The sequence below is a fragment of the Skermanella stibiiresistens SB22 genome (assembly GCF_000576635.1).
GTDB lineage: Bacteria > Pseudomonadota > Alphaproteobacteria > Azospirillales > Azospirillaceae > Skermanella > Skermanella stibiiresistens.
Map to the genome: position 1 here is coordinate 118,436 of NZ_AVFL01000002.1, position 15,372 is coordinate 133,807.

General features: G+C 65.1%; 13 protein-coding genes. 9 read left to right on the plus strand and 4 right to left on the minus strand.

The window, feature by feature from the left end:
- Window positions 1–283 precede the first annotated feature (283 nt).
- The 4 genes from N825_RS36140 to N825_RS38655 all read left to right on the plus strand — a co-directional run bounded on the left by N825_RS36140 (window position 284) and on the right by N825_RS38655 (window position 6,604).
- Window positions 284–3,700: a GAF domain-containing protein gene (locus tag N825_RS36140; protein WP_211098373.1), complete on the plus strand. Its 3,417-nt coding sequence runs from the start codon at window positions 284–286 to the stop codon at window positions 3,698–3,700.
- A gap of 388 nt (window positions 3,701–4,088) precedes the next feature.
- The gene (locus N825_RS03200) at window positions 4,089–5,141 is read left to right on the plus strand and encodes a YeiH family protein (protein WP_037447679.1); all 1,053 of its coding nucleotides are present in this window, start codon (window positions 4,089–4,091) and stop codon (window positions 5,139–5,141) included.
- 25 nt (window positions 5,142–5,166) lie between these two features.
- A complete protein-coding gene (locus tag N825_RS03205) occupies window positions 5,167–6,063 on the plus strand; it encodes a LysR family transcriptional regulator (protein WP_037446932.1) in 897 nt (298 codons plus the stop codon).
- Between the two features lie 55 nt (window positions 6,064–6,118).
- On the plus strand, window positions 6,119–6,604 hold the full coding sequence (locus N825_RS38655) for a hypothetical protein (protein ID WP_157618950.1): 486 nt from the start codon (window positions 6,119–6,121) through the stop codon (window positions 6,602–6,604).
- Window positions 6,605–6,795: 191 nt separating this feature from the next.
- Here N825_RS38655 and N825_RS36145 read toward each other — a convergent pair whose 3' ends face one another.
- On the minus strand, window positions 6,796–7,719 hold the full coding sequence (locus N825_RS36145; protein ID WP_051511477.1) for a hypothetical protein: 924 nt from the start codon (window positions 7,717–7,719) through the stop codon (window positions 6,796–6,798).
- Between the two features lie 854 nt (window positions 7,720–8,573).
- Here N825_RS36145 and N825_RS03220 point away from each other — a divergent pair.
- Window positions 8,574–10,142 (plus strand): DegQ family serine endoprotease, encoded by a 1,569-nt coding sequence (locus N825_RS03220; RefSeq protein ID WP_037446937.1) that lies wholly within the window; start codon window positions 8,574–8,576, stop codon window positions 10,140–10,142.
- A 36-nt stretch (window positions 10,143–10,178) separates the two neighbouring features.
- Here N825_RS03220 and N825_RS03225 read toward each other — a convergent pair whose 3' ends face one another.
- Window positions 10,179–10,652, minus strand: a complete 474-nt coding sequence (locus N825_RS03225; RefSeq protein ID WP_037446940.1) for a CsbD family protein — start codon at window positions 10,650–10,652, stop codon at window positions 10,179–10,181.
- A gap of 105 nt (window positions 10,653–10,757) precedes the next feature.
- On the opposite strand from N825_RS03225, the gene N825_RS03230 reads away from it, so the two are divergent.
- On the plus strand, window positions 10,758–11,777 hold the full coding sequence (locus N825_RS03230) for a zinc dependent phospholipase C family protein (RefSeq protein WP_037446942.1): 1,020 nt from the start codon (window positions 10,758–10,760) through the stop codon (window positions 11,775–11,777).
- 28 nt (window positions 11,778–11,805) lie between these two features.
- On the opposite strand, the gene N825_RS03235 is transcribed toward N825_RS03230, so the two are convergent.
- Together N825_RS03235 and N825_RS03240 are read right to left on the minus strand one after the other, a co-directional pair.
- Entirely contained in the window at window positions 11,806–12,153 is a 348-nt protein-coding gene (locus N825_RS03235; protein WP_037446945.1) for a RidA family protein, read from the minus strand.
- A gap of 99 nt (window positions 12,154–12,252) precedes the next feature.
- Window positions 12,253–13,170, minus strand: a complete 918-nt coding sequence (locus tag N825_RS03240) for an ROK family protein (protein WP_037446948.1) — start codon at window positions 13,168–13,170, stop codon at window positions 12,253–12,255.
- 195 nt (window positions 13,171–13,365) lie between these two features.
- On the opposite strand from N825_RS03240, the gene N825_RS03245 reads away from it, so the two are divergent.
- The 3 genes from N825_RS03245 (at window position 13,366) to N825_RS03255 (ending at window position 15,238) form a co-directional block, all read left to right on the plus strand.
- Complete coding sequence (locus N825_RS03245; RefSeq protein WP_037446951.1) at window positions 13,366–14,076, plus strand: hypothetical protein; 711 nt, start codon at window positions 13,366–13,368, stop codon at window positions 14,074–14,076.
- A 78-nt stretch (window positions 14,077–14,154) separates the two neighbouring features.
- Window positions 14,155–14,892: an AzlC family ABC transporter permease gene (locus tag N825_RS03250; protein ID WP_037446953.1), complete on the plus strand. Its 738-nt coding sequence runs from the start codon at window positions 14,155–14,157 to the stop codon at window positions 14,890–14,892.
- Complete coding sequence (locus N825_RS03255; RefSeq protein ID WP_037446956.1) at window positions 14,885–15,238, plus strand: AzlD domain-containing protein; 354 nt, start codon at window positions 14,885–14,887, stop codon at window positions 15,236–15,238. The genes N825_RS03250 and N825_RS03255 overlap by 8 nt, the downstream gene beginning before the upstream one ends.
- The last annotated feature ends 134 nt before the right edge of the window (window positions 15,239–15,372 follow it).

Genomic DNA, 15,372 nt, shown 5'->3' on the forward strand with positions numbered 1-15,372 from the left:
TGTGAAATGGATCTCAGCCGAATGATTATCCGGTATCTCCGTCGGCTTCAGGATCGGCATTTCAATCTCCGAACTGGCCTCCAAACCAAACCTTGAAACAAGTCCCAAATGCGTAGTGGTAATCTTGGGCTGACTCACGGTATTGGTTGCCTGAAGCTCCGGATTCCAACCGACGTGAGAGTCGTCGTTCCGATCCATATGATCCAGGGCACCGTTTCTGAAACCCATGATGGTATCGGAAAGTTCCGCTGAAGCGACAAGTAATTTCCCCGAGCGAATGCCTGTGACACAGTCCACCCTGCGTGAGAACGAGTTAGCCTATCGGCTGAGGCAGCAGCGCCTGCTTGCCGAATTCGGACTTCACGCGCTGCGCTGCCGTGATTTCGACGAGTTGCTTCAGCGCGCGACCGAACTCTGCGCCGAGGGCATGGCGACCAAGCTGTGCAAGGTGCTGGAGTGGCAACCGATGGCCGATCAGTTGCTGGTCAGGGCGGGCGTTGGCTGGGCGGCCGGACTGGTCGGCCGGGCCATGGTCGGCGCGGATCTCGAGTCACCCGCCGGCTTCGCCCTGAAGACGGGTCTTCCCGTCATTTCCAACCATCTGGCGGGAGAAACGCGCTTCCGCACGCCGCGCCTGCTGGCCGACCACGGCGTTCGCCGCGCGATCAACGTCGTCATCCGGGACGGCGACGCCAATTCGCCTTTCGGCGTCCTGGAGGTCGACAGCACGGACCCTGGCAAGTTCGAGGAGGACGATATCGCCTTCATGCAGGGCTTCGCCAACCTGCTGGGGGTGGCCATCGAGCGGAGCAAGGCCGAGGAGGGGATGCGCGCCTCCCATCGGCGGAACCTGGAGATCCTGGAGAGCATCAGCGACGCCTTCTACGCCGTCGACGACGCTTGGCGCTTCACCTATGTCAACCGCAAGGCCGAGGAGTGGTGGGGTCGGGCGCGCGGGGACTTGAACGGGAAGGTCTATTGGGACGAGTTCCCCCAAGCCGTCGGCGGCGAGGCTTACGAAGCGCATCAGGCGGCGATGCGCGACGGTGTCCAGATCAGGTGCGAGACCATGTCGCCGATCCTTGGACATTGGGTCGAAGTCGATATACATCCCACCGCCAATGGCGGCCTGTCCGTGTATTTCCGGGATGTCACCGAGCGTCGACGGACCCAGGAGGCGTTGCGGGAGAGCGAGGCGCGGGTGCGGATGGAGCGTGAGTTCCTGGACACGCTGATCCAGCGCGCGCCGATCGGCATCTCCATCACCATGGCCGATACCGGCCGCGCCGCGACCTTGAACGACAAGGCCAAGGAACTGATCGGCCATGGCGAGCTTGGCGGCGACTTCGAGCGCTACGAAAGCTACGGCGCTGTCCATCCCGATGGGACGAGCTACAAAATTCCCGAATATGCCGCCGTTCGGGCGGCCTTGCGGGGTGAGTTCGTCGAGCGCGAGCCAACGATGTACCGCCGGGGCGGCAGGGACGGAAAGGAAAAGCGGCGCTTCGAGGTGAGCAGTTCGCCGGTGCGCGACGCCACCGGCCGGATCGTCGCCGCGGTCACCGTACTGGTGGATGTCGAGCAGCAGCACCGCCGCGCCGAACAGCTTCAGGCTCTCGCCAGCGCGTCCCTCGCGGTGACCGCGGCGGCGACGGTCGATGCGACCCTCGACGAGATCGCGTCGGCCGCGCGCGAGGTCATCGGCGCCCATCAGGCTGCCGTCAGCCTGACGCGCGGTCCGAACTGGCGACAGGCGATACACCGCTTTTCGTTTTCGGACCGCTATGAACGGTGGCGGGGTTTCTCGGAGCCGACCGATGGTTCGGGAATCTACGCCCTGGTGTGCGAGACCAATCGGCCGTTGCGCTTGACGCAGTCCGAACTGGAAGCCCATCCCCGGTGGCGGAACTTTGGGGACAGTGTCAAGGGACATCCGCCGCTGCGCGGCTGGCTGGCGGTTCCGCTGGTATCGAGCAAGGGCAGCAATCTCGGCGTCGTCCAGATCTCCGACAAGGCCGATGGCGGTGATTTCGACGCCGAGGACGAGGCGATGCTCGTCCAACTGGCGCAACTCGCCTCGGCCGCGATCGAGCAGGCCCAGGCCGAGGAGGATCTATGGAACCTCAACGAGACGCTGGAGGACCGCGTCGTCGAGCGCACGCGGGAGCGCGACCGCCTGTGGGAACTCAGCGAGGATCTGCTGGTGGTCGCCAACTTCAAGGGCGAACTGTTGAGGGTCAGCCCCTCGTGGGCCCGGCTGCTGGGCCATGGCGAGGCCGCGCTGCTCACGCGGCCCTATGGCGATCTCATCCACCCGGATGATCTGCCGACGGCCCTGGCTAGTCTGGACGCGCTCCGCGTCGGGGGTCGCCCGGTCCGTTTCGAGAACCGGGTGTTGGCGGCGGATGGATCGTGGCGGTGGATCGCCTGGCTGCTTTCCGCCGATCCCAACGGCTTGGAATTCCATGGCGTCGGCCGCGATGTCACCGCCGAGAAGGCCGCGACGCAGGCTTTGCGCGTCGCGGAGGAGCAACTTCGGCAGGCGCAGAAGATGGAGGCGCTCGGGCAGCTGACCGGCGGCGTGGCCCATGACTTCAACAACCTGCTCCAAGGGATCGGCGGCAGCCTGGAGGCGGTCGAACGGCGCCTGGAGGCGGGCCGGACGGATATCGCCCAGTTCAGCCGCGCCGCGCGCGTCTCGGTCGAGAGGGCGGCGACGCTCACCCAGCGCCTGCTGGCGTTCTCCCGCCGCCAGCCGCTCAATCCCGATGTTCTCGACCTGAACGTCCTGGTCGCCGGCATGGCGGATCTTGTCCGACGTTCGGTCGGAGAGTCGATCCGGATCGAGTTGATCCCAGCCGAGGGTCTTTGGCACACCTGGGCCGATGCCAATCAGGTCGAGAGCGTGCTTCTAAACTTGGCGATCAACGCCCGCGACGCGATGCCCGATGGCGGGCGGTTGACGATCGAGACCTCGAACACCGATCTGGGTGAGGCCGAGGCCGCCGGACTTGGGATGGAACGCGGTGAATACGTGACGCTGGCCGTGACCGACAGGGGATTGGGCATGCCGCCCGACGTGCTGGAACGGGCGTTCGAGCCGTTCTTCACGACTAAGCCGCTGGGGCAGGGAACCGGGTTGGGGTTGAGCCAGCTCTATGGATTCGCCAAACAGTCGGGTGGTCACGCCAGGATCGACAGCGAAGTCGGGAAGGGCACCAGCGTGACGCTTCTCCTGCCACGCCACCTCGATACGCGGGTCGCGGTGCCGGCCGATGGCGCGGGACCGGCCACGATGCGGGAGGCCGGCCCTCGGGACATGCCCGATCGCGGATCGGCCATCCTGGTGGTCGAGGACGAGATGATCGTCGCCATGGTGTTGGTGGAAACGTTGGAGGAACAGGGCTTCACCGTGGTCGAGGCGGCGGAGGCCCAAGGCGCCTTGCGCATCCTGGAGAGTTCGGCGCCGATCGACCTGCTGATCACCGATGTCGGCCTTCCCGGCATCGACGGGCGAAGGTTGGCCGACATGGCGCGGGTGCTCCGGCCGGGATTGAAGGTGCTGTTCCTGACCGGCTACTCCCATGGCGCCGGGATGGGAGAGACCGGTCCGGGAAATGGCGACACCGCTCTGATCAGCAAGCCGGTCGCCATGGACTCGCTGCTCGCCAAGGTGCGGTCGATGACGGCGCGAGAGTGATGGCGGGTCGAGCGAGATCCCTTCGGCCGCCTGTGGCCGACAAGCGCCCCGATCCACGCGAAAGTCATTGGCAGTGATCAAATCGCTGAATGTTTAAAAATTCACAGGCATCGTAGGTCGGGTAAAGCGAAGCGGCACCCGACAAGCAGACGATTCGCTGTCGGGTGCCGCTTCGCTTTACCCGACCTACACGTAGAAGATGCTTGAGGTGGGGCGCGGTCCGACAATTCATTGTAAGTTGATCAAGACAACTTCAAAGACATCGCCAAAGAATAATCGCGTTTTGAAACCGATCAATCGATTTTAACGATCGTTATCACCTGTACAATGCGTTAGATCGATTGATCCTCCAGTGTGATGATGGGCTCGAATTGGAGGGAGCTTGATCATGACCGCCCGAACCGTCGTCAGCCATTTCCCCATCCCACAACCAGTGTCGCATCCGGTGCCGCATCGGCTAGGCGTCTGGCCGGGAATGATCCTGGCGGCGGCGATCGCTGGATTCGGAATGGCGCTCCGGGAGTTGCCCGGCTTGGGCCACTTCAGCCCGATGATCCTGGCGATCCTGATCGGCATCGGTTTTCACAACCTGGTGGGCACGCCGGCGGCGGCGAGAGCCGGTGTCGTGTTCTCGATGAGGACGCTGCTTCGTTTCGCCATAGTTCTACTCGGGCTGCAATTGACGGCGGCTCAGGTGGCGGAGGTCGGCGCCACGGGAGTGGCGGTGATCGTGGCGACGCTCGGTGCCACGTTCCTGTTCACGACTTGGCTGGGGCGGCGGCTGGGAGTCGATCGCGGCCTGACGGAGTTGATCGCGGCCGGCACCTCCATCTGCGGTGCCTCGGCGGTGGTCGCCACCAACACAGTGACCCGTGCGCCCGACGAGGATGTGGCCTACGCGGTCGCCTGCGTTACCGTGTTCGGCTCCATCGCCATGTTCGGCTATCCGCTGCTGGCGGGGCCGCTGGGACTCGGTTCCCAGGGCTATGGCTTGTGGGCGGGCGCGTCGATCCATGAGATCGCGCAAGTCGTCGCCGCGGCTTTTCAGAACGGCGCGGCGTCGGGCGAGTTCGGGACGGTCGCAAAGCTCACCCGTGTGATGCTGTTGGCGCCCGTCGTGATGACACTGGGCTTCCTGGCGACCAGACGGGCGCGCCGGCGCGGAGCGGATGGTGTCCAGCCGAAGATGCCGATGCCGTGGTTCGTGCTGGGTTTCGTGGCGCTGGTCGCGGTCAACAGTGTCATCACCATTCCGGAGGGGATCCGCCAGGGAATCGTCCCGGCGACCACATTCCTGCTGTCGATGGCCCTGGCCGCCATGGGGCTGGAGACGGACATCGCCAAACTGCGGGCCAAGGGCGTCCGTCCTCTGATCCTCGGGTTCTGCGCTTTTCTCTTCATCGCCGGCTTCAGCCTGCTATTGGTCATGACGACTATGTGACCGGAACACACTTGACCGGAATGCCATGACACTCGAACAGCTGCGCATCTTCGTGGCGGTCGCGGAGCGGGAGCACGTCACGCGGGCGGCGCGCGACCTGAATTTGACCCAATCGGCCACGAGCGCCGCCATCGCGGCACTGGAGGAAAGGCACGCCACCAAGTTGTTCGACCGAATGGGGCGCGGCATCGTGCTGACCGAAGCTGGCCGCTTATTCCTGGGAGAGGCGAGGGCGGTGCTCGCGAGGGCGGCGGCGGCTGAACTGGTGCTCGACGATCTCGCCGGCCTGAAACGAGGTTCGCTTTCGCTGGCGGCCAGTCAAACCGTCGCGAATTACTGGCTGCCTCCGGTGATCCACCGTTTCCAGACGCGCCATCCCGGCATCACGGTAAGGCTGTCGATCGGCAATACCGAGACGGTGACGGCGTCGATCCATCGGGGGGACGCCGATATCGGATTCGTGGAGGGAACCGTCGATGACGCCGCCCTCGTGGTCGAACCCGTGGCGGAGGACGAACTGGCGCTGGTGGTGCCTCCTGGACACCCCTGGGCGATGCCGTCATTTGATTTGAAACCTGCCCACGACTTGAAAACCGCGCGGTGGATCTCGCGAGAGGCGGGTTCCGGGACCAGATCGATTTTCGAAGCCGCTCTCCCAAACCTGGGTGTCCAGCCGCGAGATCTAAACATCGCGTTGGAGCTTCCGTCGAATGAGGCGGTGCGTGCGGCGGTCGAGGCGGGCGCCGGCGTGACCGTTATTTCCCGATTGGTGGTGGCGGGGTCATTGAAGGCCGGGACGTTGGTCGCCGTCGGCATCGACTTGCCAAAACGTCAATTCTTCGCGCTGAGGCATGGCGAGCGCTATGTCACGCGGGCCGGGCGCGCGTTGCGAGATCTGATTTTCGAGAACGCGGGCTGCTGACCTGGGTGGGGGGAAACTGGGTGGATGGGCAAATCGGCGGGATAGGAACGCGCCGATGCGGCGCGCGGACGTGTGGGCCACGCGCCGCATCGGCAAGTCCCCAAGAATTCCCGTCAGTCTTGGCGTCCAGCGCTCAGCGCAGACCAACGAGCGAGAGAACCGCGATCACGACGACAATCACGCCGATGATGTAAAAGATGTTCCGCCCCACTTGATTCTCCAACGTTGGTTTGTCGATGTAGGTCAGAACGTCCGGGGGTCGATGAAAGTTCCCACCCGCTCGCCCGCCACTGAGCCCTGCTTTCCCGGACGCGATCGAGATGCAACCGTAAAAACGGAACATAGGCAGAACATTTTGCTTGATGTTCCACCTCTGTTCTTTCAGTATTCCGATATCGCCAAGCCGGCGATCGCTGGATCACCTGAAAGGGAGGATACGATGTCGGTTCCCAAGTTTCTCACGGAGTTCGTGGGCTTCGCTGGTCTCATCACCACATTGTATGGCTGGACCGTGGTTGGGCACGTGCTGGGTCTGCGCTGAGCTGAATCAGCCAAGTGATCGCGGCGGTCGATACGAAAAAAGCCGATGCCAAGGTGTCTACCTTGTCATCGGCTTGATCAAACCGCGCTATATTCTTCACTAACATCGATGGCATCTGGTAATTCAAGCGGGAGAGGAAGTATTGCCCCTCCTTTTCAAATTATCGAATACTCCGTGCAGCGAAACCGTCGTCAGCGAGGACGGCGCGCGGCCCGGTGCGCCGGGATCGGAATCGGGCGATTCACCTGTTCGTCACGACGGCTGGCCGACATGTCGATTTCGATGCGGGCGAGTGCCTTGCGCAATTCGTGAACCGCATCATGCAACGTCTGAATGCTGCCTTCGCCCGGTGCCTGTTTCCAACCACGATAGGCGACCAAGCAGGACCGGGCCGTATCGCGCAGCCTGCCCTCGACGGCATCGACCGGGGGGGCCGGTTCCGCCCTGCCCGACGGCGTGGCTGGACGCGGAGCTTCCGCAGCGGGAGCGGCTTGGACCGGTGTCGGTGCCGCGGCCGGGGTAGGGGCCGGACGGCTTTCGACCGGAGAGGGTTGCGGCGTGGACGGCGCGCTCCGGCCAATATCCGACGCACGCAGCTGGGTTCTTCCCTCCGAATTGGCGTGCCGTCGGACCAGCGGCCGCGACTCGATCGGATCGATGGGCGGAGTGGCGGGTTGCTCCGCGGCGATCGGACGCTGAACGGCGGGACGATCCACCACCGGGCTGGGCTCGGGCGTCGATGCCTCGGGGGCGACTTCGTCCGGTTGTTGGGACTCCGAAGCGGACGCTTCCGAAAGGCTTGGCTCCGCGGTCGCTTCCGCTGGACTGGACGTGGAGGCTGTCTCCGGCTCGGCCACGGTCTCCGTCCCGCCACCGCCCGCCTCGACCTGACCGCCGTCGGCCAAGCTTGGCTGGGAGGACGCCGGTTCCATACCCGAAGCCTCGGCCTTGCGAACTATGTAGGAGATGGCGCTGGGGGTGCAGTCGAACTCCCGTGCGATCGCGGACAATGTCGCGCCCGCCCGGTGCCGCTCCAGGATGTGCGGCCAAGCCGACTGTGGAATTCGGCCGCGCCGCTTGGGCGCCTCCGGCTCATTGCCGGCTTCAGCGCTCATGATATCGCTCGGTTGCCAGAGGGAAGATTGCGTCATTGGTTCGGTGACTTTGCTCGGAGAAATGTGCGCAAACAGCGCGGCGTCCTCCCAGAGGGCAGCTACGTTTACGCATGACAGCGGTTGAGATGTGGTCTCTTGATAACAATATTGGGTATTCGCCCTCAAATTACCAGCACCGTTTTCAAACGTACAGGAGAATTATCGGCGCTATGGCGAATTTTTGCGGCGTGATATCGCGGAAACCGAGAAGTTCGGCTGATTGAATGAAGCGATATTCGGAGTTTGTTGATTTCACGTACCGCGAATCGGACGTTTTCAAGACGACGCGAGCAGCGAAACGCGTGTTTCGCGGCTTGGGAACGTCTCCGCGCGACTCGTGACAATCCGGGAGTAGCCACCGGGAGATCCGGCGTCCCCAGTCGAGTTGCACGAAGATTCCCGCCATCACGATCCGGATAATGGCTTATTCATTTATTGAAAAGGTTCTTTCATTACAGCCTAAAGTAATACTTCGCGGCTCGTCGTTCATGAAAGTCTTGCTGATGGCGTTTTTCCGCCAACTTTCCAACCAAATTTGAGCCGCCGGGGAGGGGCTGGCGCCCTTGGGTCGCGTCGCGCGCGGGGGATCGCGCATGGTTTTGTCTCGGCGTTGGCGCCCTGATGTCGCCGTGTTTATGCTTCCTTTAAGTCGATGACGCAACGAGCATCATGCGTGCCGTGTTGATTTGGGGTGTTCCGTCGCCATGGGGCACCCAATTTTCCAATCTGACCAAACCGCCTGTTTCGCGAGCGAGGCGGAGGTCACGATTTCTACCGCCGCCTTGTTTCGCCCAGCTGCTTTCGGAGGACCGTTCATGATCCCGTCTCACCATCGCCAGCACCGTGCCGGAGTCGGTCGACGGCTGCTGGCATTGCCGCTTGCCGTGTTCATCGGCGCAGCCGGTCTCGGCTCGCCGGTGCCGGCATCGGCGCAGAGCGGGCCGCCCGGCTTCGCCGATCTCGCGGAGGAACAGATAAAGACAGTCGTGAACATCTCCACGACACAAACGCGGGGGCAGGGTGGCCCCACCTTGCCGGGCGCTCCTCCGGGCCGCGGTCCCGGCCAAGGCCCGGGTCCCGGCGGTCCGCGCGGCCCCGGTGGGCCGGGTGGTCCAGACGTTCCGGAGTTTCCGCCGGGATCGCCATTCGAGGAGTTCTTCCGCCAGTTCCGCGAGCAGCAACCGTCGCCGCGGCCGGTCACCGCGCTGGGCTCCGGCTTCATCATCGACTCCAGCGGTCTGGTCGTGACGAACAACCACGTCGTCGCCGACGCCGATCAGATCCAGGTGACGCTCCACGACGACACGGTGCTGGACGCGGAACTGGTGGGCAACGATCCGCTGACCGACTTGGCGCTGCTCAGGATCAAGACCGACAAGCCGCTGCCGGCGGCGCGTTGGGGCGACTCGAACAAGATGCGGATCGGCGACTGGGTGATGGCGATCGGCAACCCGTTCGGCTTGGGCGGCACCGTCACCACCGGCATCCTGTCGGCCCGCGCCCGTGACATCAACCAGGGTCCCTACGACGAATTCCTGCAGACCGACGCCTCGATCAACCGCGGCAATTCGGGCGGACCGCTGTTCAACATGGCGGGAGAGGTGATCGGCATCAACACCGCGATCTTCTCGCCGACCGGCGGCAGCATCGGCATCGGCTTCGCCGTGCCGTCATCCCTGGCGAGCCCCGTTCTCGACCAGATCCGGGACCATGGCAAGCCTCGCCGCGGCTGGCTCGGCGTCCAGATCCAGGGCGTCACGCCCGAGATCGCCGAGAGCCTGCAACTGCCGGAACCGCGGGGCGCCTTGGTCACGACCGTCACCGGCGGCGGGCCCGCCGAGAAGGCCGGCATCAAGCAGGGCGACGTCATCCTGAAGTTCAACGGGCAGGATGTCGACGCCATGCGCCAGTTGCCGCGTCTGGTCGCCGACACGCCGATCGGCCAGCAGGCCGATGTCGTCATCCAGCGCGCCGGCGAGAACCAGACCATCAAGGTCACGGTCGGTGACATGGACGCGGCGCAGCAGGCCGCCGCCACGACCAACGAGCCGACGACCGGCGGCGATGGCGGAAACGCTCCCGAAACGACCGAGACCCTGGGCATGACCCTGGCTCCCCTGGACGCGACAGTGCGTCAGGCCTTCAGCATCCCTGACACCGTCGAAGGGGTGGTCGTGACCGACTCCGCACAGGACAGTCCCGCAGCGGGGCAGGGGATCGCGCCGGGCGACGTCATCGTCGAGGTCGGGCAGGAGCCCGTGAAGAGCCCGGACGACGTCACCTCGCGGATCGACAAGGCCCGCGAGGCCGGCCGCAAGAACGTGCTGATGCTGTTGAGCCGCGGCGGAGAGTTGCGCTTCGTGCCGCTGCCGCTGGAAGGCTGACGAGGCGGTCGCTGGGTGGCGGCGGTGATCCGCCGCTCAGCGGCGCTTCGACAACATCCGCCCAATCAGAATACCAGTGCCGACGGCGAGCAGCATCAACAGGCCGGAATGGTTGCGATCCCGCCGCTCGACACGCCGGACGCGACCGCCCTGCGACGGGTCCGGACGGCCCGGTGGGCTCGCGGGCGCTTCCGCCTTGGCGGCTGCCGGGCTGACCGGTGCCAAGTTTCGGAGAGACGCCGCCGCCTCGGCTCGGGCGCGGGCGGCGCGCTCTCCCGCCGCTCCGAGTTTCGCCGAGGCGTCCCTGACCCAGTCGGCGACATCACGGTGCGCCTGTTCGCGGCTCATGGCGTAGGTGTCCGCCACCGCCTCGGCCAAGTCGGCGATCAGGGTTTCGGCTGTTCCTTGAAGGTCGTCAAGCCTCGCTCGTGGAATTCGGTGCCATTTCTCGACCGCGAGCTCTTTGTACTTGCTCCAGTTCAGTTCGATGCCGCTCACGTCGAAGTTCATGGCCCGTCCCCGATCCGTCCGGTGTTCAACAGGAAGAAGAACTCGACAGGTGAACAAACCGCCGACCGCTCCGGTTCCGGCTAGCCATACCGGAGGAGGCATCCGGTGCCGAAGGAACTGACCCATATCCTGTTCGCCGACTCGGTCTCGCAAAGGCTCCGGAGCGCGGGTCAGTCCGGATTGGCCGACAGTCTCGCCGGCGACAGGGCGTCATTCCATTTCGGCTCGATGGCACCCGACACCTTGTTCTATCAGGTGACTGTGCCTTTGCTCGATCGCGATCACCGACCTTGGGGCGATGTCATCCATGGCGGCGCGGGGGAGGATACCGGCGCTCCGATCCGCGACATGCTGGAACAGCTGGCCGGAACCGGCGACGATGCCAAGTTCGCCTTCGTCTGTGGTTTCCTGACCCACATGGCCCTGGATATCGTCTTCCACCCCTGGGTCTACGCCGTGTCCGGCCAGTACTACGACGATGATCCGGTCAGGCGCACCGAGTCACAGGCGCGGCATCGGCTGGTCGAATCGTGGCTGGACCTGCTCATGCTGCGCCGGCGCGGCATGGACCTCGGCGACTTCGGGGCGATGGACGCGGTGCGGGCCAATGGCCCCACCAACCGCGCCTGCCTCGATCTCCTCGCGCGGAGCCTGCGCGCGGTTTGGCGTATCGACGGGGATGTCGGCCGCTATTGCCGGCGGTTCCACGACGTTCATATGACGCTGACCCGCCTGTTCGCGTCGGAAAACGCGACGGCGGCGGTGGCTGCCCTCAATCGCCTGAGCGGGGGGCGGCTGCGCGCGTTCCTGTGCCTGTTCTATCCGACCCGGAGAGAGAGGCATCCCGAGGCGTTGTTCGCCTTCGACGGCTTTCGCCATCCCGTCACCGGGAAGTGGGTGGCGGGCGATTTGGACGCTTTGTGGAACGAGGCCGCGGCGCTGGCGTCCGACCTGCTGACCGCCGCCGCCGAGATCAGGGCGGGCGCGCCATCGGCGCGGCTGGACGTCGTCCTCCGGGGCCGCAGCCTGGACGTGGGCCTGGCCAACTGTCCCGCCAGCCGGGCCGTCCACTTCGACATCTTTCCGGCCGAGCGTATGTGGGGCTATCCCGGCCCACCCCCTTGAGGAACGGGGCCGGGACGCCACCGAAGCGTTACTTCGCGGCGATGACCGCGATCTCCACCTGATACTTCGGAGCGGCCAGCTTGGCCTCGACCGTGGCGCGGACCGGCGGGTTGGCGGGATCGACCCACGCTTCCCAAGCGGCGTTCAGCGCGCCGAAATGCGCCATGTCGCTGAGATAGACGGTCGCCGACAGCAGCTTGCCCTTGTCGGTCCCGACGAGGGCCAGCAACTCGTCGATCTCCTTCAGGATCTGCTCGGTCTGGCCCTGCGCGTCGGCGGTGGTGTCCTCGGCGACCTGACCCGCCAGATACACCGTGTCATTGTGAACGACCACCTGACACATGCGCGGGCCGATCTTGAAACGCTGGATGGACATCGATGCTGTTCCCCTGGATTTTCACGATTGGACTTGTACGAGGCGGGCTTGGCCTTCCGGCGAGGCGGTTCTCGCACCGCGCCGGACCCGGCGCAAGCCTCAAAGCGACGGTTCCCCGTCGGCGCCCCAGAGCCACGCGGCACCGCGCACACCACTCGAATCACCGTGGCGGGCCGGGACGATGGTCGTCTCGACGGTGTCGGCGACGCACCAGCGGTCGATCAACGGCGGCAGCATCCCATACAGGGCCGCGATGTTGGACATGCCACCGCCCAGCACGATCACGTCGGGGTCGAGCACGTCGATGACCATCGTCAGGCCCCGCGCCAAACGGTCGGCGTAGCGCTCCAGGCTGGCGACCGCGTTTGGATCGCCGGTGCGGGCCTTGGCCGCGATTTCCAAGGCGGACAGCCGCTCACCGGTCACCCGCTCGTGGTCGGCCGCGAAGCCGGGGCCGGAAACCCACGTCTCGATGCAGCCGGGACGGCCGCAGTAGCAGGTCGGGCCCGGATGTTCATCACCGCCAAGCCATGGCAGCGAGGTGTGGCCCCATTCGCCGGCGATGGCGTTGCGGCCGCTCAGCGGCTTGCCGTCTATCACGATGCCGGCGCCGGTTCCCGTCCCGATGATGGCGCCGAACACGGTGCCGAAGCCGGCGCCCGCGCCATCGGCCGCCTCCGACACGGCGAAGCAATTGGCGTCGTTCTGGACCCGAACCGGGCGATCCACCATCCGGGCGAGATCGTCTCCCAAATGATGCCCGATCAGCCACGTGGAATTGGCCTTCCTGACCAGTCCGGTCGTCGGGACGACGACGCCGGGGATGCCGACGCCGACGCTGCCGCGCGCGCCGCACTCATCCTCCAGCCACGCCACGAGACCGGCCAGCGCGTCCAAGGTTGCTGCATAATTGTCACGGGGAGTGCCAATTCGCAGACGGGCCAGTTCCCGGCCGTTGCGGTCGATGGCGATTCCCTCGACTTTGGTGCCCCCGAGATCGATGCCAATACGGATCATTGAGAAGAAGACCAGCGGATCAAGTGGTTGATGGACATGTCGGCGGAGCTTACCCGATCGGGCCAGCTTCCCCACCGCGAAAAAAAAGCGGCGGGTGTTCGTTGTATGTCAACGCATGATCAGGCAGAGTGCGCCGAAATCGGTAACGCTTTCGCGACAGCAACCCCATCCGGAATTTCGACAGGGCCGTTTCCCATGAGCAGTGCCACCTCTCCCGAGACTTCGTCGCGCCAAACCCTGCGCCGGGCCATCACGGCCGCCACCGCCGCTTGCGTGCTGGCGGCGTCGTCCTCGGCTTGGGCCAAATCGGTCTGCTACTCCCCGGCGGAATACGACGCCGAGCAGGCCATGCGCCTCCACACCGAGTTGATGGTGATCGGCCTGACCTGCAATTCGGTGCAGCAGGAACGGAAGCTGTTCGCGAAGTACCAGGAATTCACGACCAAGCACCGCGTCAAGCTGATGGGTTGGGAAAAGACCCTGATCGGTCACTTCCGCCAGACCGACAAGGCCAACCCGACCCGCAAGTTCGATGATTTCCGGACGGTGCTGGCCAACGAGATCGCCCAGCGCGCGGCGCTGCTGACGCCGCCGGTGTTCTGCCAGTCGCACAGCGACCGGGTCGATCAGGCGATCGGCATGAGCGACGGGGAACTCACCAAGTACCTGTCGAATGACGTGGCGGGGCAGATCGGCGAGGCTCCTCCCTGCGGTGTCGCCGTCGCCGAACTGCTCGAGGATGACGGCGCCGTCAAGGTGGCGCAGGTTTCCAAGAAGGCTCCCGTCCAAGGCAAGAAGGCCGACAAGGCGTCCTCCCAGTCGAAGCCGGCCAAGACCGCCGCCCCGGCCAAGACCGCCTCGGCCAAACCGGCCAAGACGATCGTCACCGCCGCCAAAGTTGACTGATCGCGGTGGTGGAGTAATTCTGAAACCTGACGGCGGCCGAACACCATCCCGGCAATCCGGCCGCCATTCAGGATACCGATGACAGCCACCCAATCGCCGGCGACGCGCGACGCCCGGCGCTCCATGTTCCTCACTGCGGCGCGCGAGGCGGTCGGCATGCCGGCGATCGTGCTAGGCGCCAGCTATCTCGGGTTCGGCTCACTGGTCCGCGAAAGCGGGATTGGCATCTGGCTGGGACTGTTCTCAACCCTGTCCGCCTGGGCCTTGCCGGGGCAGGTCGCCCTGGTGGAACTCTACGGGGTCGGCGCCTCGCTCGTGGTGATCAGCCTCGCGGTGGCGTTGACCAACGCGCGGCTGATGCCCATGACCATCACGCTGATGCCGCTGATCCACGACCCGGCCGTGCCGCGCTGGCGTTACTACCTCTATTCCCACTTCGTCGCCGTCACCGCCTGGGCCTTCTCCATGCGCCGCTGCCCGGAGATGCCGCGCGACGTGCGACTGCCGTATTTCATCGGGTTCGCCAGCGTGCTGTGGGCGGCCAGCCTGATCGGGACGGCCGCCGGCTTCCTGCTCGCCGACGCCGTCCCGCAGGAGATCACGCTCGGCCTCGTCTTCCTCAACCCGATCTATTTCATGCTGATCCTGGCGACCGATCTACGCCACCGCGCGCGGGTGCTGGCGCTGGGACTGGGCGTCGTGCTGGGACCGGCGCTCCACACGGTGTCCCATGACTGGGGCCTGATGATGACCGGCCTGATCGCCGGAACGGTGGCGTTCGGCGCCGACAAGCTGCTGGCGGCCCGGAATGTCTGAGGGCGCGGGTTCGCAGGCTTGGATCATCGTCGTGCTGCTGGCCGGCGCCGTGGCGACCTATGTCTGGCGGGCGCTCGGCGTCGCGCTGTCCGGCCGCATCAATCCAGGCGGTCCCGTCTTCGAATGGGTCGGCTGCGTCGCTTACGCGTTGCTGGCCGGTCTGATCGCGCGCATGATCGTCATGCCGGTCGGTCCCTTGCAGACGACGGACCTGGGCATCCGGATCCTTTCGGCGGTGCTGGCGCTGGCCGTGTTCTTCGCCTTCAGGAAGAACATCTTCCTTGGAGTGACGGCGGGCACGCTGGCGCTGATCGCCTTGACGTTGAGTGGCATCCGGTTGTTTTGACCGTCCGAGTTTTGGATCGCCTCCGCCAATCCTTGCGCCGCACAAGATAATCGCGGCGACCGACGGCGCGCGGTCCCACTAAAGGCGGCTTCGTGAAAGAGTCCATATCCTGTTTCATTTCGGGCAGGCTGCGA

Coding starts and splice junctions, on each gene's coding strand:
- N825_RS03235 (WP_037446945.1), bottom strand. CDS start 12,153: ATGTCCATCCAGCGTTTCAAGATCGGCCCGCGCATGTGTCAGGTGGTC.
- N825_RS03250 (WP_037446953.1), top strand. CDS start 14,155: ATGACAGCCACCCAATCGCCGGCGACGCGCGACGCCCGGCGCTCCATG.
- N825_RS03220 (WP_037446937.1), top strand. CDS start 8,574: ATGATCCCGTCTCACCATCGCCAGCACCGTGCCGGAGTCGGTCGACGG.
- N825_RS38655 (WP_157618950.1), top strand. CDS start 6,119: ATGCGGCGCGCGGACGTGTGGGCCACGCGCCGCATCGGCAAGTCCCCA.
- N825_RS03225 (WP_037446940.1), bottom strand. CDS start 10,652: ATGAACTTCGACGTGAGCGGCATCGAACTGAACTGGAGCAAGTACAAA.
- N825_RS03240 (WP_037446948.1), bottom strand. CDS start 13,170: ATGATCCGTATTGGCATCGATCTCGGGGGCACCAAAGTCGAGGGAATC.
- N825_RS03245 (WP_037446951.1), top strand. CDS start 13,366: ATGAGCAGTGCCACCTCTCCCGAGACTTCGTCGCGCCAAACCCTGCGC.
- N825_RS03255 (WP_037446956.1), top strand. CDS start 14,885: ATGTCTGAGGGCGCGGGTTCGCAGGCTTGGATCATCGTCGTGCTGCTG.
- N825_RS03200 (WP_037447679.1), top strand. CDS start 4,089: ATGACCGCCCGAACCGTCGTCAGCCATTTCCCCATCCCACAACCAGTG.
- N825_RS03205 (WP_037446932.1), top strand. CDS start 5,167: ATGACACTCGAACAGCTGCGCATCTTCGTGGCGGTCGCGGAGCGGGAG.
- N825_RS36145 (WP_051511477.1), bottom strand. CDS start 7,719: ATGAGCGCTGAAGCCGGCAATGAGCCGGAGGCGCCCAAGCGGCGCGGC.